The 15,091-nt window shown below is 48.2% G+C and carries 21 protein-coding genes; 20 read left to right on the top strand and 1 reads right to left on the bottom strand.

Annotated features, from left to right (window positions below; translation table 11 throughout):
• Positions 1 to 4: 4 nt before the first annotated feature.
• The 8 genes from HQN60_RS04500 to hisD all read left to right on the top strand — a co-directional run bounded on the left by HQN60_RS04500 (position 5) and on the right by hisD (position 5,541).
• Positions 5 to 247 (top strand): BolA family protein, encoded by a 243-nt coding sequence (locus HQN60_RS04500; protein WP_173534600.1) that lies wholly within the window; start codon positions 5 to 7, stop codon positions 245 to 247.
• Positions 247 to 432, top strand: a complete 186-nt coding sequence (locus tag HQN60_RS04505) for a hypothetical protein (protein WP_173532536.1) — start codon at positions 247 to 249, stop codon at positions 430 to 432. The genes HQN60_RS04500 and HQN60_RS04505 overlap by 1 nt, the downstream gene beginning before the upstream one ends.
• 116 nt (positions 433 to 548) lie before the next feature.
• Positions 549 to 1,799: a UDP-N-acetylglucosamine 1-carboxyvinyltransferase gene (gene murA / locus HQN60_RS04510; RefSeq protein WP_173532537.1), complete on the top strand. Its 1,251-nt coding sequence runs from the start codon at positions 549 to 551 to the stop codon at positions 1,797 to 1,799.
• The gene (locus HQN60_RS04515; protein WP_173532538.1) at positions 1,799 to 2,203 is read left to right on the top strand and encodes a DUF4870 domain-containing protein; all 405 of its coding nucleotides are present in this window, start codon (positions 1,799 to 1,801) and stop codon (positions 2,201 to 2,203) included. The genes murA and HQN60_RS04515 overlap by 1 nt, the downstream gene beginning before the upstream one ends.
• Positions 2,204 to 2,238: 35 nt before the next feature.
• Positions 2,239 to 2,886 (top strand): ATP phosphoribosyltransferase, encoded by a 648-nt coding sequence (gene hisG / locus HQN60_RS04520; protein WP_173532539.1) that lies wholly within the window; start codon positions 2,239 to 2,241, stop codon positions 2,884 to 2,886.
• A 5-nt stretch (positions 2,887 to 2,891) separates the two neighbouring features.
• Positions 2,892 to 3,491, top strand: a complete 600-nt coding sequence (locus HQN60_RS04525) for a potassium channel family protein (protein WP_173532540.1) — start codon at positions 2,892 to 2,894, stop codon at positions 3,489 to 3,491.
• Between the two features lie 11 nt (positions 3,492 to 3,502).
• Positions 3,503 to 4,033: a TIGR00645 family protein gene (locus HQN60_RS04530; protein WP_173532541.1), complete on the top strand. Its 531-nt coding sequence runs from the start codon at positions 3,503 to 3,505 to the stop codon at positions 4,031 to 4,033.
• 212 nt (positions 4,034 to 4,245) lie between these two features.
• The gene (gene hisD, locus HQN60_RS04535; RefSeq protein WP_373281543.1) at positions 4,246 to 5,541 is read left to right on the top strand and encodes a histidinol dehydrogenase; all 1,296 of its coding nucleotides are present in this window, start codon (positions 4,246 to 4,248) and stop codon (positions 5,539 to 5,541) included.
• 105 nt (positions 5,542 to 5,646) lie between these two features.
• On the opposite strand, the gene HQN60_RS04540 is transcribed toward hisD, so the two are convergent.
• Positions 5,647 to 6,654: a tetratricopeptide repeat protein gene (locus HQN60_RS04540; RefSeq protein ID WP_173532542.1), complete on the bottom strand. Its 1,008-nt coding sequence runs from the start codon at positions 6,652 to 6,654 to the stop codon at positions 5,647 to 5,649.
• Positions 6,655 to 7,012: 358 nt separating this feature from the next.
• On the opposite strand from HQN60_RS04540, the gene hisB reads away from it, so the two are divergent.
• The 12 genes from hisB (at position 7,013) to HQN60_RS04600 (ending at position 15,016) form a co-directional block, all read left to right on the top strand.
• The gene (gene hisB / locus HQN60_RS04545; protein ID WP_173532543.1) at positions 7,013 to 7,606 is read left to right on the top strand and encodes an imidazoleglycerol-phosphate dehydratase HisB; all 594 of its coding nucleotides are present in this window, start codon (positions 7,013 to 7,015) and stop codon (positions 7,604 to 7,606) included.
• A 132-nt stretch (positions 7,607 to 7,738) separates the two neighbouring features.
• Positions 7,739 to 8,383, top strand: coding sequence for an imidazole glycerol phosphate synthase subunit HisH (gene hisH, locus HQN60_RS04550; protein ID WP_173532544.1), 645 nt, complete (start codon positions 7,739 to 7,741; stop codon positions 8,381 to 8,383).
• 113 nt (positions 8,384 to 8,496) lie between these two features.
• A complete protein-coding gene (hisA, locus tag HQN60_RS04555) occupies positions 8,497 to 9,237 on the top strand; it encodes a 1-(5-phosphoribosyl)-5-[(5-phosphoribosylamino)methylideneamino]imidazole-4-carboxamide isomerase (protein ID WP_173532545.1) in 741 nt (246 codons plus the stop codon).
• A 17-nt stretch (positions 9,238 to 9,254) separates the two neighbouring features.
• Complete coding sequence (locus HQN60_RS04560) at positions 9,255 to 9,593, top strand: hypothetical protein (protein WP_173532546.1); 339 nt, start codon at positions 9,255 to 9,257, stop codon at positions 9,591 to 9,593.
• Between the two features lie 29 nt (positions 9,594 to 9,622).
• Positions 9,623 to 10,390: an imidazole glycerol phosphate synthase subunit HisF gene (hisF, locus tag HQN60_RS04565; RefSeq protein ID WP_173532547.1), complete on the top strand. Its 768-nt coding sequence runs from the start codon at positions 9,623 to 9,625 to the stop codon at positions 10,388 to 10,390.
• Entirely contained in the window at positions 10,387 to 10,791 is a 405-nt protein-coding gene (hisI, locus tag HQN60_RS04570; protein ID WP_173532548.1) for a phosphoribosyl-AMP cyclohydrolase, read from the top strand. The genes hisF and hisI overlap by 4 nt, the downstream gene beginning before the upstream one ends.
• An 82-nt stretch (positions 10,792 to 10,873) precedes the next feature.
• Positions 10,874 to 11,194 carry a phosphoribosyl-ATP diphosphatase gene (locus HQN60_RS04575; protein WP_173532549.1) on the top strand — a complete coding sequence of 107 codons (321 nt, stop codon included), beginning with the start codon at positions 10,874 to 10,876 and terminating at the stop codon, positions 11,192 to 11,194.
• Positions 11,195 to 11,311: 117 nt separating this feature from the next.
• Positions 11,312 to 11,641: a histidine triad nucleotide-binding protein gene (locus tag HQN60_RS04580; RefSeq protein ID WP_173532550.1), complete on the top strand. Its 330-nt coding sequence runs from the start codon at positions 11,312 to 11,314 to the stop codon at positions 11,639 to 11,641.
• 107 nt (positions 11,642 to 11,748) lie between these two features.
• Positions 11,749 to 11,961, top strand: a complete 213-nt coding sequence (gene tatA / locus HQN60_RS04585; RefSeq protein ID WP_173532551.1) for a Sec-independent protein translocase subunit TatA — start codon at positions 11,749 to 11,751, stop codon at positions 11,959 to 11,961.
• Positions 11,962 to 12,030: 69 nt separating this feature from the next.
• Complete coding sequence (locus tag HQN60_RS04590) at positions 12,031 to 12,402, top strand: Sec-independent protein translocase subunit TatA/TatB (RefSeq protein WP_254456706.1); 372 nt, start codon at positions 12,031 to 12,033, stop codon at positions 12,400 to 12,402.
• Positions 12,403 to 12,481: 79 nt separating this feature from the next.
• Positions 12,482 to 13,213 carry a twin-arginine translocase subunit TatC gene (gene tatC / locus HQN60_RS04595; protein WP_173532553.1) on the top strand — a complete coding sequence of 244 codons (732 nt, stop codon included), beginning with the start codon at positions 12,482 to 12,484 and terminating at the stop codon, positions 13,211 to 13,213.
• A gap of 18 nt (positions 13,214 to 13,231) precedes the next feature.
• On the top strand, positions 13,232 to 15,016 hold the full coding sequence (locus HQN60_RS04600) for a PglL family O-oligosaccharyltransferase (RefSeq protein WP_173532554.1): 1,785 nt from the start codon (positions 13,232 to 13,234) through the stop codon (positions 15,014 to 15,016).
• Positions 15,017 to 15,091 lie beyond the last annotated feature (75 nt).

The following is a 15,091-nucleotide window of genomic DNA, read 5'->3' on the forward strand; positions in this document are numbered from 1 at the left end:
GAGCATCATGACGCCAGAACAAGTACAAGCCCTTATTGCCCAAATCCTGCCTTGCGAACAACTGGATGTTGAAGGCGATGGTCATCATTTTTATGCCACGATTGTCTCAAGCCGCTTTGAAGGTTTGGGTTTATTAGCGCGACATCGCTTAATCAACGACGGCTTAAAATCCTATATCGATTCAGGTGAATTGCACGCAATTTCAATGCGCGCGACCCTCACACCGGCTGAAATGGCCAAACGTTAATGGCCGAACCCGATAAACGTTTTGATTTATCGGCCATTGATGACGCCAAAGCCGTTATTGAACAAGCCAAAATCGACGCCAAAAAACCCCAAGATCGCCGTAGCGTTGGCCGTTTAGTGGCACTAACTAATTTGCCGTGGCTAATTGGTATTGTCGCTTGGGTGTGGTGGACTTGGTTTAAATAAAACTTCACCGTCGCCAAGCCACTGCCAAGCATCATGCGATCGCGCATTGGATGCTGCATAAGCCATAAGTCGACGGATTTCATTGCCTATTTCGTTTTTAGAGAATTGATACAATCATGGACAAATTAAGAATTATCGGTGGCCACCCACTGGCTGGTGAAATCACCATTTCTGGCGCAAAAAACGCCGCACTGCCGATTTTATGTGCCTGCTTGCTAACTGCTGACACATTACGTTTGACCAATGTGCCGCAATTGGCCGATGTGAAAACCACGCAAAAATTGCTGCAAGGCATGGGCGTTCGCGTGATGACTGATAACGTCCACGAGTACGAACTCACTGCTGCTGAACTCACTAGCCTCACTGCGCCGTATGAATTGGTTAAAACCATGCGCGCTTCAATTTTGGTACTCGGCCCAACACTGGCTCGCTTTGGTGAAGCCCAAGTGTCTTTACCAGGCGGTTGCGCCATTGGCGCGCGCCCTGTTGATCAGCATATCAAAGGCCTTGAAGCCATGGGTGCTGAGATCATTATCGAGCACGGTTATGTCAAAGCCAAAGGTCGCCTCAAAGGTGCGCGCATTGTTTGCGATATGGTCACGGTAACCGGCACTGAAAACCTATTGATGGCGGCAACGCTGGCTGATGGGATTACCGTGATTGAAAACGCGGCACGTGAACCCGAAGTCGTTGATTTGGCGGAATGCCTGATCAAAATGGGCGCCAAAATCACCGGCCACGGCACTGACACCATTACCATTGAAGGCGTTGCCAGCTTGCATGGCGCAGAACACGCCATCATCGCTGACCGAATCGAAACGGGGACCTTCTTAGTTGCCGCAGCTGCAGCGCAAGGTAAAGTGCTACTTAAAAATACCCGCGCTGACATTCTGGATTCGGTACTGGATAAACTACGCGAAGCCGGCGCTTATATCGAAGCCGGTGAAACTTGGATTTCATTGGATATGAAGCATCGCGCGCGCGCAGTGAATTTACGCACGCTGCCGTACCCAGCCTTCCCGACCGATATGCAAGCGCAATTTATGATGCTCAACTGTATCGCCGAAGGCACCGGCGTGGTGACTGAAACGATTTTTGAAAATCGTTTTATGCATGCACCTGAATTGGTTCGCATGGGCGCAAAAATTAATACCGAAGGCAATACCGCCATCATCACCGGCGTTGAAAAACTCTCTGGTGCCGTCGTCATGGCCACTGATTTACGCGCATCGGCCAGCTTAGTCATCGCCGGTTTGATTGCCGAAGGCGAAACCATTGTCGATCGTATCTACCATCTTGATCGCGGCTATGAGCATATTGAAACCAAACTCGCCGGCATTGGCGCAAGTATTGAGCGATTTCATTAATGTTCAATATCAATCCCAAACCAGCAAGTGAAGATAGCGACGGCAAACTCAAACCGCCCACACAGGCAGAAAAAACCTGTGCCGTGATTTTGCATTTGTCGGGACTATCTTGGTTACCGATTATCCCGCTGCAAGTGTTGGCGCTGATTGTTCCTTTTTTGGGTTTGCAATTTGCCCGCGCGCACTCAGAATTCGTTGAACAACACGCGGTGCAAATTTGTAACTTTCAAATGCTAATGGCTTGTTTTTATGTCTTGGCGCTGATTGCGACCTTGTTCTTTAAAACACCCATTTTTATTTGGTGGGTCGCCATTGGTGCTTCTTTGTTTTCAGTTTGGGAAGCGGCCAAAGCCATGAATGGTTGGCCAGCTAAATACCCTGCCGGTCTCAAACTATTTAAATAAAACCGTGGCGCTTAGCGCCACTGCAGGAAATCCTAATGATTACGATCGCGCTATCGAAAGGCCGTATTTTTGAAGAAACGCTACCCCTATTGGCAGCGGCAGGGATTGTGCCAAGTGAAGCGCCCGAAAGCACACGTAAGCTGATTATCGGCACCAATCAAGCCGATGTGCAGCTGATTATCGTACGCGCTTCCGACGTGCCAACTTATGTGCAATACGGCGCGGCCGACTTAGGCGTTGCCGGTAAAGACGTGCTCATCGAGCATGGCGGCCAAGGTTTGTATCAGCCACTGGATTTAGAAATCGCCAAATGCAGCCTGATGGTGGCAGTGCAAAATGGCTTTGATTATGCCGAAGCCGTAAAACAAGGCGCGCGTTTACGCATCGCCACTAAATACACCGAGCAGGCTAAAGAGCATTTTGCCAGCAAAGGCGTGCACATCGATTTAATCAAACTGTATGGCTCAATGGAATTAGCGCCCTTAGTGGGCTTGGCCGATGCGATTGTGGATTTGGTTTCAACCGGTAGCACGCTCAAAGCCAATGATTTAGTGGCCGTTGAGCATATTCGCGATATTTCGAGTCGTTTAGTCATCAATCAATCGGCACTCAAACTCAAGCAAGCGCGGATTCAACCGATGCTGGACGCGTTTACCGCGACAGTGAACGGCCGGAAAAACTAAGTACCGTGCGCTGGCAAAGCTGGATTAGTTGGCGCAAAGCGCCATTTTATGCGCTAGCCATGATGTTTTGCTGGCCATGGCTATTGCAGCTATTTGCCTTTACCCACGTCAATGAGCGGCTGATTTTTTTTATTGTTGCCATTTACGCTAATTATTTTTACTTTATTTTTAGTATTGCGAAAGGCCAGCGTCTTAGCGAAGGCGTTACGCCGGAACATGCGGTTTGGTTGTTTGTCTTAAGTAACATCATTTTGGCCTTGGTCTTTGCTATCGGTTGGCATCATTTTGCTTTATTTGGCCCACAGCTGCATTGCCTCAAAGAGCCGACTTTACTGCAAGCGATTTATTTTTCAGCTGAAGTTTTTTCTACCGTCGGTTTTGGCGATTTACTGCCGTGTTCTGATCAAGGGCAAATGCTATTTATTGCCGAATCACTGATTGGGACCACGCATTTTGGCGTGTTTATGACTTTAATTTTTAGTCGGGTGATTTTTCCGCAATCCAAACCCAAAACGCCGCGTAAACCCAAAATCGAGCCCAAAACCGAACTCAACGACGATCACGCGGTCAGTAAAACTGACAACTCCACTTCTTCGAATTTATGAGACCTTGTGAGATGAAACCCTCAACAGCATCCAATCTAAAAACCCCGTTAATTTCAAAAATCATTTTTAGTAGCCGCTGGCTACAACTACCGATTTATCTCGGCCTAATCGTGGTGCAAGGCGTTTACGCTTATAAGTTTCTCGCCGCGCTTTACACAATGCTCATGAATTTAACTTCATTGAGTGAAACCCAAATTATGCTCGCCGTATTGGGTTTGATCGACGTGGTGATGATTGCAAACTTATTGCTAATGGTCACCGTTGGCGGTTATGAAACCTTTGTTTCTCGACTGCATATTGATAATGATCCAGACCAACCTGAATGGCTGGATCATGTCAACGCGACGGTACTTAAAGTCAAACTTTCGATGGCGATTATCAGTATTTCATCGATCCACCTATTGCAGACCTTTATCAACGCCGCTCAAACCTCTGAGGCCACCATGAAATGGCAAGTGATTATTCATTTGTCTTTCCTGGTGTCTGCTGCCGCGTTGGCCTACACCGATAAATTATTGCATTCAGTGTCTAGCTCGCACTAAACAGCGCACTGCCATACACAGCGCCGTCCAATATGGGCGGCGCTTTTTGTTGCTATCGAGCTCAATATCAAAAGACAAAAATTACACCTAGCGCACTCACTTTCCAGTGTTTTCAACTTGCGACCTTAAATGACAATTAGCTGGATCGCCGCCGATAGACGGATAAGTCAGGGTATAATCAACGCCATTCTTTCTTGCATTGGGTCTACGCCATGATTCGCCGTTTTGATTCTACTTCCGTCGATTTTCAATCTGAACTCACCGCACTGCTGGCGTTTGAAACCTCGCAAGACCCACAAGTCGACGTTCGCGTTGCCGCCATTTTGGCGGATGTAAAAGCACGTGGCGACGCCGCCGTGATTGAATACACCAATCAGTTTGATGGCACCAGCGCCCAATCGATGGCCGATTTGGAGCTAAGCCAAGCAGAACTCAAAGCCGCGTTTGAACGCCTACCCAGCGATCAAGCCGCCGCATTACAAGCCGCTGCCGCACGCGTGCGTAGCTTTCATGAAAAGCAAAAAATGACGTCATGGTCATACCAAGACGAAGACGGCACACTGCTCGGCCAGCAAGTGACCGCGCTCGATCGCGTGGGTATTTATGTTCCCGGTGGCAAAGCAACTTATCCATCGTCGGTACTGATGAATGCCATTCCGGCACACGTTGCTGGTGTTCAAGAAATCATCATGGTGGTGCCAACACCGCGTGGTGAGCGCAATGATATGGTGCTGGGTGCAGCGTATGTCGCGGGTGTGAGCCGTGCCTTTACCATTGGTGGCGCGCAAGCCGTTGGCGCATTGGCATTTGGCACGCAAACCATTCCGCAAGTCGACAAAATCACCGGCCCAGGCAATGCCTACGTCGCCGCCGCCAAACGTGCAGTATTTGGGATTGTCGGCATTGATATGGTGGCTGGCCCATCCGAAATTCTGGTGATTGCCGACGGCAATACGCCTGCCGATTGGGTGGCAATGGACTTATTTAGCCAAGCCGAACACGACGAAATCGCCCAGTCGATCTTGCTGTGTACCGACGCTGCTTACTTAGCTGAAGTTGAAGCCAGCATCGCTAAATTACTACCAAGCCAGCCGCGCAAAGACATTATCAGCGCATCACTGGCCAATCGCGGCGCGCTGATTTTGGTGAAAGACTTAACTGAGGCCTGCGAAATCAGCAATTACATCGCACCAGAGCATTTGGAATTGTCAGTGGCCAATCCAGACGCACTATTGCCGCAAATCCGCCATGCGGGAGCGATTTTTATGGGGCAATTCACCTCAGAAAGCTTGGGCGACTATTGTGCAGGACCCAACCATGTGTTGCCGACGGCCCGCAGCGCGCGTTTTTCCAGCCCGCTCGGTGTGTATGACTTCCAAAAGCGCTCGTCGATTATCAAAGTCTCTGAAGCCGGCGCACAAAAGTTAGGCAAAATCGCCAGCGTGCTCGCGCACGGTGAAGGCCTGACAGCCCACGCCAATGCCGCTGAACTACGCTTAAAAGCTTAAACCAAACAGCCCCACAATCACGATTGTGGGGCTGTTGAGATTAGCAATTTATAACTTAAGTATTGCTCTATAGACTAATAAGAAAACAAGCTACAGCCACATACCCTAAACAAGTAATTCACTCAAACCACTCAAATCGGGTGAAATATTGGGCACCATCCCCGCATTTAAATGCAGCAAAATAAAATTCACTCGGCGCGCTAAATCATCCGCTAATTCAAACTGCCCCGTATTGCGAGCGTAACGCTCGGCCTGCTCACTTAAACGCATCTCTAAATGCCGTAAGCCATCGGCTTTTGCAATCAACAAGCCACGCTGAATAATACTCAGCGCCGAGACCAGCTGCCCTTTCTTGGCCATTAATTGCGCCCATAACGCCAATAAATTAACCTCGGCCCAATGATATGGCGTGCTAGCAACAATCGCTAAACCATCCGCAATTAAATTTTCTGCAGTGATTAGATCGCCCGTTTCTAGCTTAATTTCAGCCAAACGATAGGAACTGGTCGCCGCATAATGTGGCAGTTTCTGCTGTAAACACAGCTGCAAAGCTTCGCGCAGTAACGCTTTTGCTGCAGGGATTTCACCGATCTTTTTTAAATTAACCGCCCAATTAATTTTGGCCTTAACCAATAAAAATGGCTCGTCATGCCCCAGCAATAATCCATGCGCTAGGCTGTGCATTTTCGCCGCCAATGCATAGTCGCCACCGGCATCACAAATTTGCCCCAAGCCAATTAAGGCCAAACTGCGTGTTTTTAATAACTCGACTTGTTTGCCACACAAGACCGCACATTGCTGCCAATGCTCAAGCGCTTGGGGGTAACACGCTTGCGAGTAGTAACAACGGCCAATTTGCTCCAGAATTTCTGGCGTGCGCTGCATTTGCTTGAATTCTTCGGCGTAGACCAATGCTTCTGTTAAGCAGCTCAGCGCATGCTTTACATCCCCTAGCTGATCTTCGATTTGCGAGAGCAACAAAGCGCAATCAATCAAACAAGGCGCATCAAACACTTGCCGTGCTTCAGCTAACAACGCCAAACACTGCGTGCGTGCGCGCACCGGTTCGATAAACATCGATTGCGTTACCGCCAATACGCGCTGTTGTCGCATTACTTGCTCGGTTAATGGCAGCTCAAACACAGAATGGATTCACCCCTTGAATTTGTTGTACTCAGATTCATCCGCGGTATAGTACGGACGAATAGGCGTTTTCAGACGATTATTTGCCTTATTATCGTCATCAAGGTCGAATTACTTGAGCGAGGCGCCAAGATAAATGTCATTACTGCAAATAATAGTGTCAGATTAAACCTGAATGCCCAGCGACAAGCTTCGAGCCCATTCACTTTTGTAAGAAAGAATCGCGGTGGCGACCGTAACGATTAGGCGGATTCTGATAGAATAGGACGACATCATCGTGGTCCGCGCATTCCGCTGAATGCCCTTTGCCAATCTCGAGAACAGACTCATGCGCCAAGTAACAGTTAGCCGCAATACCTTAGAAACTCAAATCACCATTACCCTCAATTTAGACGGCACGGGAATCAGTAAATTTGATACCGGTGTACCTTTTTTTGAACATATGCTCGACCAAGTCGCTCGCCATGGCCTGTTTGATATTGAAATCAAAGCCGTTGGTGATTTGCATATTGATGCCCATCATACTGTTGAAGATGTCGGCATTACGTTAGGGCAAGCCTTTGCTCAAGCGGTTGGCGATAAAAAAGGCATTGTGCGCTATGGCCATAGCTATGTGCCACTGGATGAAGCACTCTCGCGCGTGGTCGTCGATTTATCGGGCCGCCCTTGCTTGGAATACGATTGCGAATACACCCGCGCAATGATTGGCGGCTTTGATGTTGATTTATTTGGTGAATTCTTCCGTGGTTTTGTTAACCATGCCGCCATTAGCTTGCACATCGACAATCTAAAGGGCAAAAACGCCCACCACCAAGCCGAAACGATTTTTAAAGCACTTGGCCGCGCATTACGCATGGCCGTTGAGCACGACCCCCGCATGGCGGGCATCACGCCATCGACCAAGGGCACGCTAGTCGGCTAATTTGGCTAAAAACATTAACCACAGAGACACAGAGGCGCAGAGACAAACCAAGACGACCAATGAACACTCAATCGTTTTTGTTTTTCCACTACTCCCTCTGTGTCTCTGTGCCTCTGTGGTGAAATATTTAAAATGAAAATAGCAATCGTAGATTACGGCATGGGCAATTTGCATTCGGTGACCAAGGCATTGGAGTTTGTCGCGCAAGCCGATGCTGAAATCATCCTCACTGCCGACCCTGCTGTTGTGGCCAGCGCAGATAAAGTGGTCTTTCCTGGCCAAGGTGCCATGCCCGATTGTATGCGTGAACTCGAAGCCAGCGGCTTAAAGCAAGCCGTACTCGATGCCGCGGCGAGCAAGCCTTTTTTAGGCATTTGCGTTGGTGCACAGTTATTGTTTGAACATAGTGAAGAAGGCAATATGGATTGTCTTGGCGTATTTAAAGGCAAGGTGATTAAGTTCAAGCCCGAAAATATGCATGACGAGCACGGCCAAAAACTCAAAGTGCCGCATATGGGCTGGAATGAAACATTCATTGTGCAAGACCACCCACTGTGGGCTGGCATTGCCGACAAAGAGCGCTTTTACTTCGTTCATAGCTATCATTTTGCGCCGGCCGAACCACACGACACCATCATTGAAACCAGTTATCCCAATCGTTTTGCCGTGGCAATTGCTAAAGATAATATTTTTGCAATCCAATGCCACCCCGAAAAAAGCCACACTGCGGGACTGCAATTATTAAGAAATTTTGTGCATTGGAATGGTAAGCAATAAGCTAAGCAGATATTCAGTTTGAAATCGCTTCGCTCAATTCAGTTAGTTTTAACCTATACTGCTTACTTGGCTTTGACCTATTAACGACTCTTTTACTTTTACACGCTAACATCATGCTGATTATTCCTGCAATTGATTTAAAAGATGGCCAGTGCGTACGCCTGCGCCAAGGTGAAATGAACGACGCCACCGTATTTTCTGACGACCCAGCAAGCTTCGTTAGTCATTGGCTCGATCAAGGTGCGCGTCGGATGCATTTAGTCGATTTAAACGGTGCGTTTGCGGGTAAGCCAAAAAATTTGGCTGCGGTAAAAAAAATCCTCGCGGCAATCAATGGCGAAGTGCCGGTGCAATTGGGGGGCGGCATTCGCTCGCTGGAAACCATCGAAATGTATCTGGATGCCGGGATTGATTACGTCATTATTGGTACCGCCGCAATCAAACAACCGGGGTTTTTACACGAAGCGTGTGATGCCTTTCCGGGGCAAATCATTGTCGGCTTAGACGCCAAAGACGGCATGGTCGCTACCGATGGCTGGGCCAAAGTCACCGACCACAATGTGATTGATTTGGCAAAACGCTTTGAAGGCTATGGCGTTGAAAGCATTATTTACACTGATATCGGCCGTGATGGCATGTTGTCTGGGGTGAATATCGAAGCCACTGTCAAATTAGCCCAAGCTTTAACCATCCCAGTCATTGCCTCTGGCGGTCTAACTAATTTGGACGATGTGCGTAAATTATGCGAAGTGGCCGATGAAGGCATCGAAGGTGTGATCACTGGCCGTGCTATTTATGAAGGCACCATCGATTTTGCCAAGGCACAAGACTTAGCGGATGAGCTTTCCGCCTAAATCGTCAGCGAGGGCGCATGGAAAAACCAGACTGGTTCAATTGGGCAAATGACGAAAGAAAAACGGGTGATTGGATTCGCGCCAATAACCCCAAGTGGTTTGCCGAGGTTTGCCAGATTTTGTTTGAATATGACCCGATGACGATTTCGCTAGTGAGCGAGCCGGAAGGTTATGCGCCAGAAGTAGGTAGTATTTTACGCAGTCTACCGCAGTGCTTGAACGTCGACGACGTGCAACAACTTCTTTTTAATGTTTTCACCCAATGGTTTACGCCAGAGTTTGCTGGCAGCCGCAGCCAATACGCTGAAGCTGCGGCCGCCATTTGGGAAAACTGGAAACAGCAACAACTCGATTAATCTGCGGTGCCTCACCGCACGGAAATAAAATGCCTTTAGCCAAACGTATTATTCCCTGCCTTGATGTCACTGCTGGCCGTGTCGTCAAAGGCGTCAACTTCCTCGAATTACGTGATGCCGGAGACCCTGTCGAAATTGCGCGCCGTTATGACGCACAAGGCGCTGACGAGCTGACCTTTCTCGACATTACCGCTTCAAGCGACAACCGCGATTTAATTTTGCACGTCATCGAAGCAGTTGCATCGCAAGTTTTTATCCCGCTCACCGTTGGCGGTGGCGTTCGCGTTCCTGACGACGTGCGTCGTTTACTCAACGCTGGCGCCGATAAAGTCAGCATCAATACCACAGCGGTGACCAATCCCGAAGTGGTCGAACAAGCCGCTAGCCGTTTTGGTAGCCAAGCCATTGTGGTGGCCATTGATGCTAAAGCCACCGATGCCACCAATAGCCGTTGGGAAGTCTTTACCCACGGCGGTCGCCGTGCAACCGGGCTCGATGCGGTGGAATGGGCACTAAAAATGCAGCAACTGGGCGCCGGTGAAATTTTACTCACCAGCATGGATAGAGATGGCACCAAGATCGGCTTCAATCTGCCACTAACGCGTGCCGTATCCGATGCGGTCAATATTCCAGTTATCGCCTCGGGTGGCGTAGGTAATTTGCAGCATTTGGTCGATGGCGTGAAGCAAGGCCATGCCGATGCAGTATTGGCGGCGAGCATCTTCCATTTTGGCGAATACTCAGTTCGAGACGCTAAGCTCGCCATGCAAGCAGCAGGCATTGAGGTGCGTTTATGAGCCAGCCACTTTGGCTTGATGAAATCCAGTGGGATGACAAAGGCCTAGTGCCGGTCATCGCCCAAGACGAAACATCAGGACGGGTCATGATGTTTGCGTATGCCAATAAAGAGGCCGTCGCACTTACCGCCGAGCGACATACCGCCCATTATTGGACTCGATCACGGCAAAAACTTTGGCACAAAGGCGAAGAATCAGGGCATTTTCAACACGTATCAGCCATTGAGCTCGATTGCGATGGTGATGTACTGATTTATAAAATTCGCCAAGAAGGTGGTATTGCCTGTCATACCGGCCGTGAAAGCTGCTTTTTCCGCACTTTGAAAAATGACCAATGGGTTGTTTCCGAAGCAGTTTTAAAAGATCCCAAGTCGATTTATGGTGCGAATCATCAACATTAAAAAATCTCACACCGTTACAATTGCCACGAACTTGTAACGTAAGCGCAATATAATCCCTCATGTTTGCTGTATGGAGCTCGCTATGGTTTCCGCTGAAATTCTTGAACGTTTATCGACTACGCTGGCTGAGCGTCGTTTAGCTGATCCAACTTCGTCTTATGTTGCCAAGCTGTATCATAAAGGCACCGATGAAATCCTCAAGAAAATCGGCGAAGAAGCAGTCGAAACCATTATGGCGGCTAAAGATGGCGACAAACTGCATTTGGTGCGAGAAGTTGCTGATTTATGGTTTCACACTATGGTTTTGCTGGCACATCAAGGCTTAAGCCATGAAGATGTACTGGCCGAATTAGCAAGACGTGAAGGCATTTCGGGTATTGATGAAAAAGCGGCACGTAAATAAGCACTCGTGCAAAAGTTTTATCGCCTAGCCTAAGCGCCGAAAATTGACATTGAAATTCGGCAAGGCTGCGATGCACGAAAACTTTTGCTGATCTACTTAGGTCTAATGGGAAGCACAATGAGCGATTGTTTATTTTGTAAAATTGTTGGCAAACAGATTCCTGCGAAAATCATTTATGAAGACGATGACCTCATCGCCTTTAACGATATTCGCCCAGCAGCCCCAGTGCATTTTTTAGTCATTCCGAAGCAACATATTGACTCTTTACTTGGCTGCACCGAACAAGATCAAGTTTTACTGGGTAAACTTTTGGCACGAGTACCACACATTGCGCGTGAACAAGGCTTACAAGCCGGCTTTAAAACAGCGATCAATACCGGTGAAGCGGGTGGGCAAGAAGTGTATCACTTACATTTACATGTCTTGGGTACCCCAGAAGAGTCATAGACGCTCAGACGCAGATTAATTACTCTGTATCAATATATCTATTTGTATTGATACAGAAATCTAGCATTTATCGGCGATCAATCGCCCTCTACTTATCGAGGCATATCATGGGTTCATTTAGTATTTGGCATTGGTTAGTGGTACTGGTCATTATCATCTTGGTTTTTGGCACCAAAAAATTAGGCTCAGTCGGTAAAGACTTAGGCTCAGCAGTCAAAGGCTTTAAAGATGGCTTAAAAGAAGGCGAACAAGCTGAAGCAGACGCCAAAAAACCAGCAGAAAAAGAAGTCGGTCGTGTCATTGATAACGACAAACCTTAAGCGTGCTTGGCACTCAGGTTTTCGCTATTTTTATTCACCCCGCTTTTTTCGGTAATGCCTGTGCTTGACATGAGTTTTGGTGAGTTATTAGTCATTGGTGCTGTCACATTGATTGTGGTGGGGCCGGAACGCATGCCTAAAGTTGCAAGAACGGCCGGCATGCTGCTGGGCCGCTTGCAGCGCTTTATCGCCAATGTGAAATCTGAAATCCACCAAGAAATGCAAATGGGCGAACTCGCCAAGCTAGAGGCCGAATTGCGCGAAGGGACCGATGATTTACGTAATTCAATTCATCAGCCCTTTGCCGACGCCGCCGCTATGCTAGCCGAAGGCGCTCAAATGCCGCCGACAGGCAGTGATGAGGACAGCAGCGCCGCTCTTCAGCATGCCATCGACACGTTGCCAGCACTCCCCAATAGTGCCTATCGCGATCGGCGCTAACCTCAATGAACGATGAATCACTAAGTTCATCACCTTGCGGCTGTGAATAGACCCAACCTTTGCCGACAGCGAAAAAGACATGATCGATAATCTACAGCCTTTATTTAGCCATTTATTAGAATTGCGCACCCGCCTAGTTCGTGGCGTACTGGTTTTTTTGCTGGGCTTTATCGTTGCCTTTGCTTTTTCAGCGCAACTTTACGATTTACTCGTGGCCCCGCTGGCAGCTGTTTTACCCGGCCAAAAATTAGTCACAATTGGTATTGCTTCACCGTTTATGGTGCAAGTTAAAATCGCCGCCTTAGTGGCTTTTGTCATTACCTTGCCGCACACTTTATTTCAGGCTTGGGCTTTTATTGCACCCGGTCTGTATCAGCATGAAAAAAAACTCATTATTCCTTTAATCATCGCCTCCAGCCTGTTGTTTCTTCTGGGCATGGCCTTTGCATATTTTCTGGTTTTTGGCGTTGTGTTTAAGTTTATTGTCTCGGTTGTGCCAGCCAGCATGCAATGGTTGCCTGACTCTGGCGAATATCTTGATTTTGCCATTGGCATGTTTTTGGCCTTTGGGGTGACTTTTGAAGTGCCGATTGCAGTGATTGTATTGGTCAAAATGGGCGTAGTCTCCATCGCAAAATTGCGTGAAATCCGCTCTTATGTCATTGTCGGCGCTTTTGTCATTGCTGCCATTGTTACGCCGCCCGATGTCGTATCGCAATTGATGCTCGCGATTCCACTGTGTTTGCTCTACGAGCTGGGCGTTTTTATTGCAGCCATGTTATTTCGCCCCAAAGCGGTCGTACCCGTTTGATTTTTCTTTGAGTTCATTATGCCGATTCAACTGCGCCTATTGCAGACCTTGCTCTTTTTGTTTGCCGCCGTGCCGTGTGGGATTCCTTTTCGCTGGAATCCCAATCCCGTTTTCCCATCTGAGCTAGCCGCCTTTGTTTTATGCGTCTTGATTACGCTCACTTGTGCTTTTATTCCAAGTGATCACAAAGACAAAATCAATCCACCCTGGACTAGTCTCTTTTGGCTGGCTTTTGCCAGTTTTATTGGGATACAAGCGGCCATTATTCAGCCGTATTACGCCACCGAAGTGGTTTACCCCATCATTTATGCCCTCGGCGCTGGGATGTTGGCGTGGTCTTTATCGCGAGCAATCGCGGTGTATGGGCAAAAAGACATCGTCACCATGTTTGCCTGGGGTTTACTTGCTGGCGCCATCTTTAATTCTGGCCTCGCAGTGCCACAAATTATGCAATTGGTACAAGAAGGCCCACGACTGATTTTTGGCAACATCGGCCAAAAAAATATGTATGGGCATTATCTGGCTTGGGGCCTTGCGAGCGCGGCATATTTAGTCACGCAAAAAGACGAACTGCCAAAATGGATGTTTTGGATTGTTGCGCCGTGGTTGGCGTTGTCATTGGCATTTTGTGGCTCACGTTCGCCATTTTTGTACGCCGTTGCATGGCTACCGGCGGGTTTATTCTTGTGGTGGCGCGGTGGCGAGATCGTTCGTCAATTTGGTAAAGCACTGAGTATTGCTGCTGTTTTAATCATTGTGATGCAATTTTTAGCGCCGCTAGTGAATGAATTACTGCAAGCACTACTCAAAGCCAAAAATGAAGTGCCAACGGGCTTGGATCGCATTGATTCCAATGGCTCACGTCGCTTGGTTGAATGGGAAAAAGCTTGGTTAGCTTTCTTGCAGCATCCATGGCTTGGGCTGGGCTGGGGCGCTTATGGTGCACAAAGTATTGCGCTGCAAGTCAGACCCGAATTTGCCATCGTCTCAGAGAGTGTTTTATTTACTCACGCGCATAATTCAGTGCTGAATTTACTCGCTGAAACCGGCATTTTTGGTACTGCGATCATCGTAGTAGGGATCACTTGGGCGTTTGCTAATTTATGGCGCAACTGGAATCAACCGGTGGTGGTGTTTGGTGCTGCACTGGCCATCGTGTCGATTTTGCATAGTTTGGTGGAATACCCACTGTGGTATTTCCACTTCCTAGGCCCCTTTGTTGTCGCCCTACTCTTGTTGCGCAGCGATGGGCCCCAATGCCAAGTTCCGGCGATCGCAGCGCGAATCAGTTGGACCATCTGGGCAGCGATGGCGCTGACAATTTCGGTGCTCGGCGCACAGCTATATCTCAAGATTTACCCGATTATGGATCCCGCCAAAGACGAAAAAGTGAACGCAGCGCGAATTCAAACTTTAGAAGGCATGCGCAGCAATCCGTTAATCGACTTTTATGCTGACTTTGGTTTATCCAATTACATCGTCGCCAGCAAGAGCGAAATGCCTTGGAAGCTCGGCATCTTACGCAATATCAATGCGATTCGCCCTTACCCTGGGCAAATGACCGATCAAGCCGTGATGGAAGCACTCAATGGCAATCAAGCCCTTGCCCAGCAGCTCATGCGCCAAGCGGCTTTTGCTTATCCAGAAAGCTATGATTATTTTTACGAAACTTTATTTAAATTTGATGAACCGGCAGTGCGCGCCTTGGTAAAAGAAGTCGATGAAGGACGCGAGTTTTTTAACCGCAACCTCGATTTCAAATTAAAGCGCCCAACCCCGCCTGAGGAAGAAACCGTCAACTAAATACAGAGGCAGATCATTTGATCTGCCTTTTTTATAACTATCTGCAGATCATTCAACCGGCCTTTTTTTATAACT

This window comes from Deefgea piscis (genome assembly GCF_013284055.1).
Classification (GTDB): Bacteria; Pseudomonadota; Gammaproteobacteria; order Burkholderiales; family Chitinibacteraceae; genus Deefgea; species Deefgea piscis.

What these genes read in the sequence shown, in the direction of transcription:
- hisA (WP_173532545.1), top strand. Translation starts at nt 8,497, where the DNA reads ATGCTGATTATTCCTGCAATTGATTTAAAAGATGGCCAGTGCGTACGC.
- HQN60_RS04600 (WP_173532554.1), top strand. Translation starts at nt 13,232, where the DNA reads ATGCCGATTCAACTGCGCCTATTGCAGACCTTGCTCTTTTTGTTTGCC.
- HQN60_RS04515 (WP_173532538.1), top strand. Translation starts at nt 1,799, where the DNA reads ATGTTCAATATCAATCCCAAACCAGCAAGTGAAGATAGCGACGGCAAA.
- HQN60_RS04540 (WP_173532542.1), bottom strand. Translation starts at nt 6,654, where the DNA reads ATGCGACAACAGCGCGTATTGGCGGTAACGCAATCGATGTTTATCGAA.
- HQN60_RS04590 (WP_254456706.1), top strand. Translation starts at nt 12,031, where the DNA reads ATGAGTTTTGGTGAGTTATTAGTCATTGGTGCTGTCACATTGATTGTG.
- hisB (WP_173532543.1), top strand. Translation starts at nt 7,013, where the DNA reads ATGCGCCAAGTAACAGTTAGCCGCAATACCTTAGAAACTCAAATCACC.
- HQN60_RS04575 (WP_173532549.1), top strand. Translation starts at nt 10,874, where the DNA reads ATGGTTTCCGCTGAAATTCTTGAACGTTTATCGACTACGCTGGCTGAG.
- HQN60_RS04580 (WP_173532550.1), top strand. Translation starts at nt 11,312, where the DNA reads ATGAGCGATTGTTTATTTTGTAAAATTGTTGGCAAACAGATTCCTGCG.
- hisG (WP_173532539.1), top strand. Translation starts at nt 2,239, where the DNA reads ATGATTACGATCGCGCTATCGAAAGGCCGTATTTTTGAAGAAACGCTA.
- tatC (WP_173532553.1), top strand. Translation starts at nt 12,482, where the DNA reads ATGATCGATAATCTACAGCCTTTATTTAGCCATTTATTAGAATTGCGC.
- murA (WP_173532537.1), top strand. Translation starts at nt 549, where the DNA reads ATGGACAAATTAAGAATTATCGGTGGCCACCCACTGGCTGGTGAAATC.
- HQN60_RS04505 (WP_173532536.1), top strand. Translation starts at nt 247, where the DNA reads ATGGCCGAACCCGATAAACGTTTTGATTTATCGGCCATTGATGACGCC.
- HQN60_RS04530 (WP_173532541.1), top strand. Translation starts at nt 3,503, where the DNA reads ATGAAACCCTCAACAGCATCCAATCTAAAAACCCCGTTAATTTCAAAA.
- hisD (WP_373281543.1), top strand. Translation starts at nt 4,246, where the DNA reads ATGATTCGCCGTTTTGATTCTACTTCCGTCGATTTTCAATCTGAACTC.
- hisI (WP_173532548.1), top strand. Translation starts at nt 10,387, where the DNA reads ATGAGCCAGCCACTTTGGCTTGATGAAATCCAGTGGGATGACAAAGGC.
- HQN60_RS04560 (WP_173532546.1), top strand. Translation starts at nt 9,255, where the DNA reads ATGGAAAAACCAGACTGGTTCAATTGGGCAAATGACGAAAGAAAAACG.
- hisF (WP_173532547.1), top strand. Translation starts at nt 9,623, where the DNA reads ATGCCTTTAGCCAAACGTATTATTCCCTGCCTTGATGTCACTGCTGGC.
- hisH (WP_173532544.1), top strand. Translation starts at nt 7,739, where the DNA reads ATGAAAATAGCAATCGTAGATTACGGCATGGGCAATTTGCATTCGGTG.
- tatA (WP_173532551.1), top strand. Translation starts at nt 11,749, where the DNA reads ATGGGTTCATTTAGTATTTGGCATTGGTTAGTGGTACTGGTCATTATC.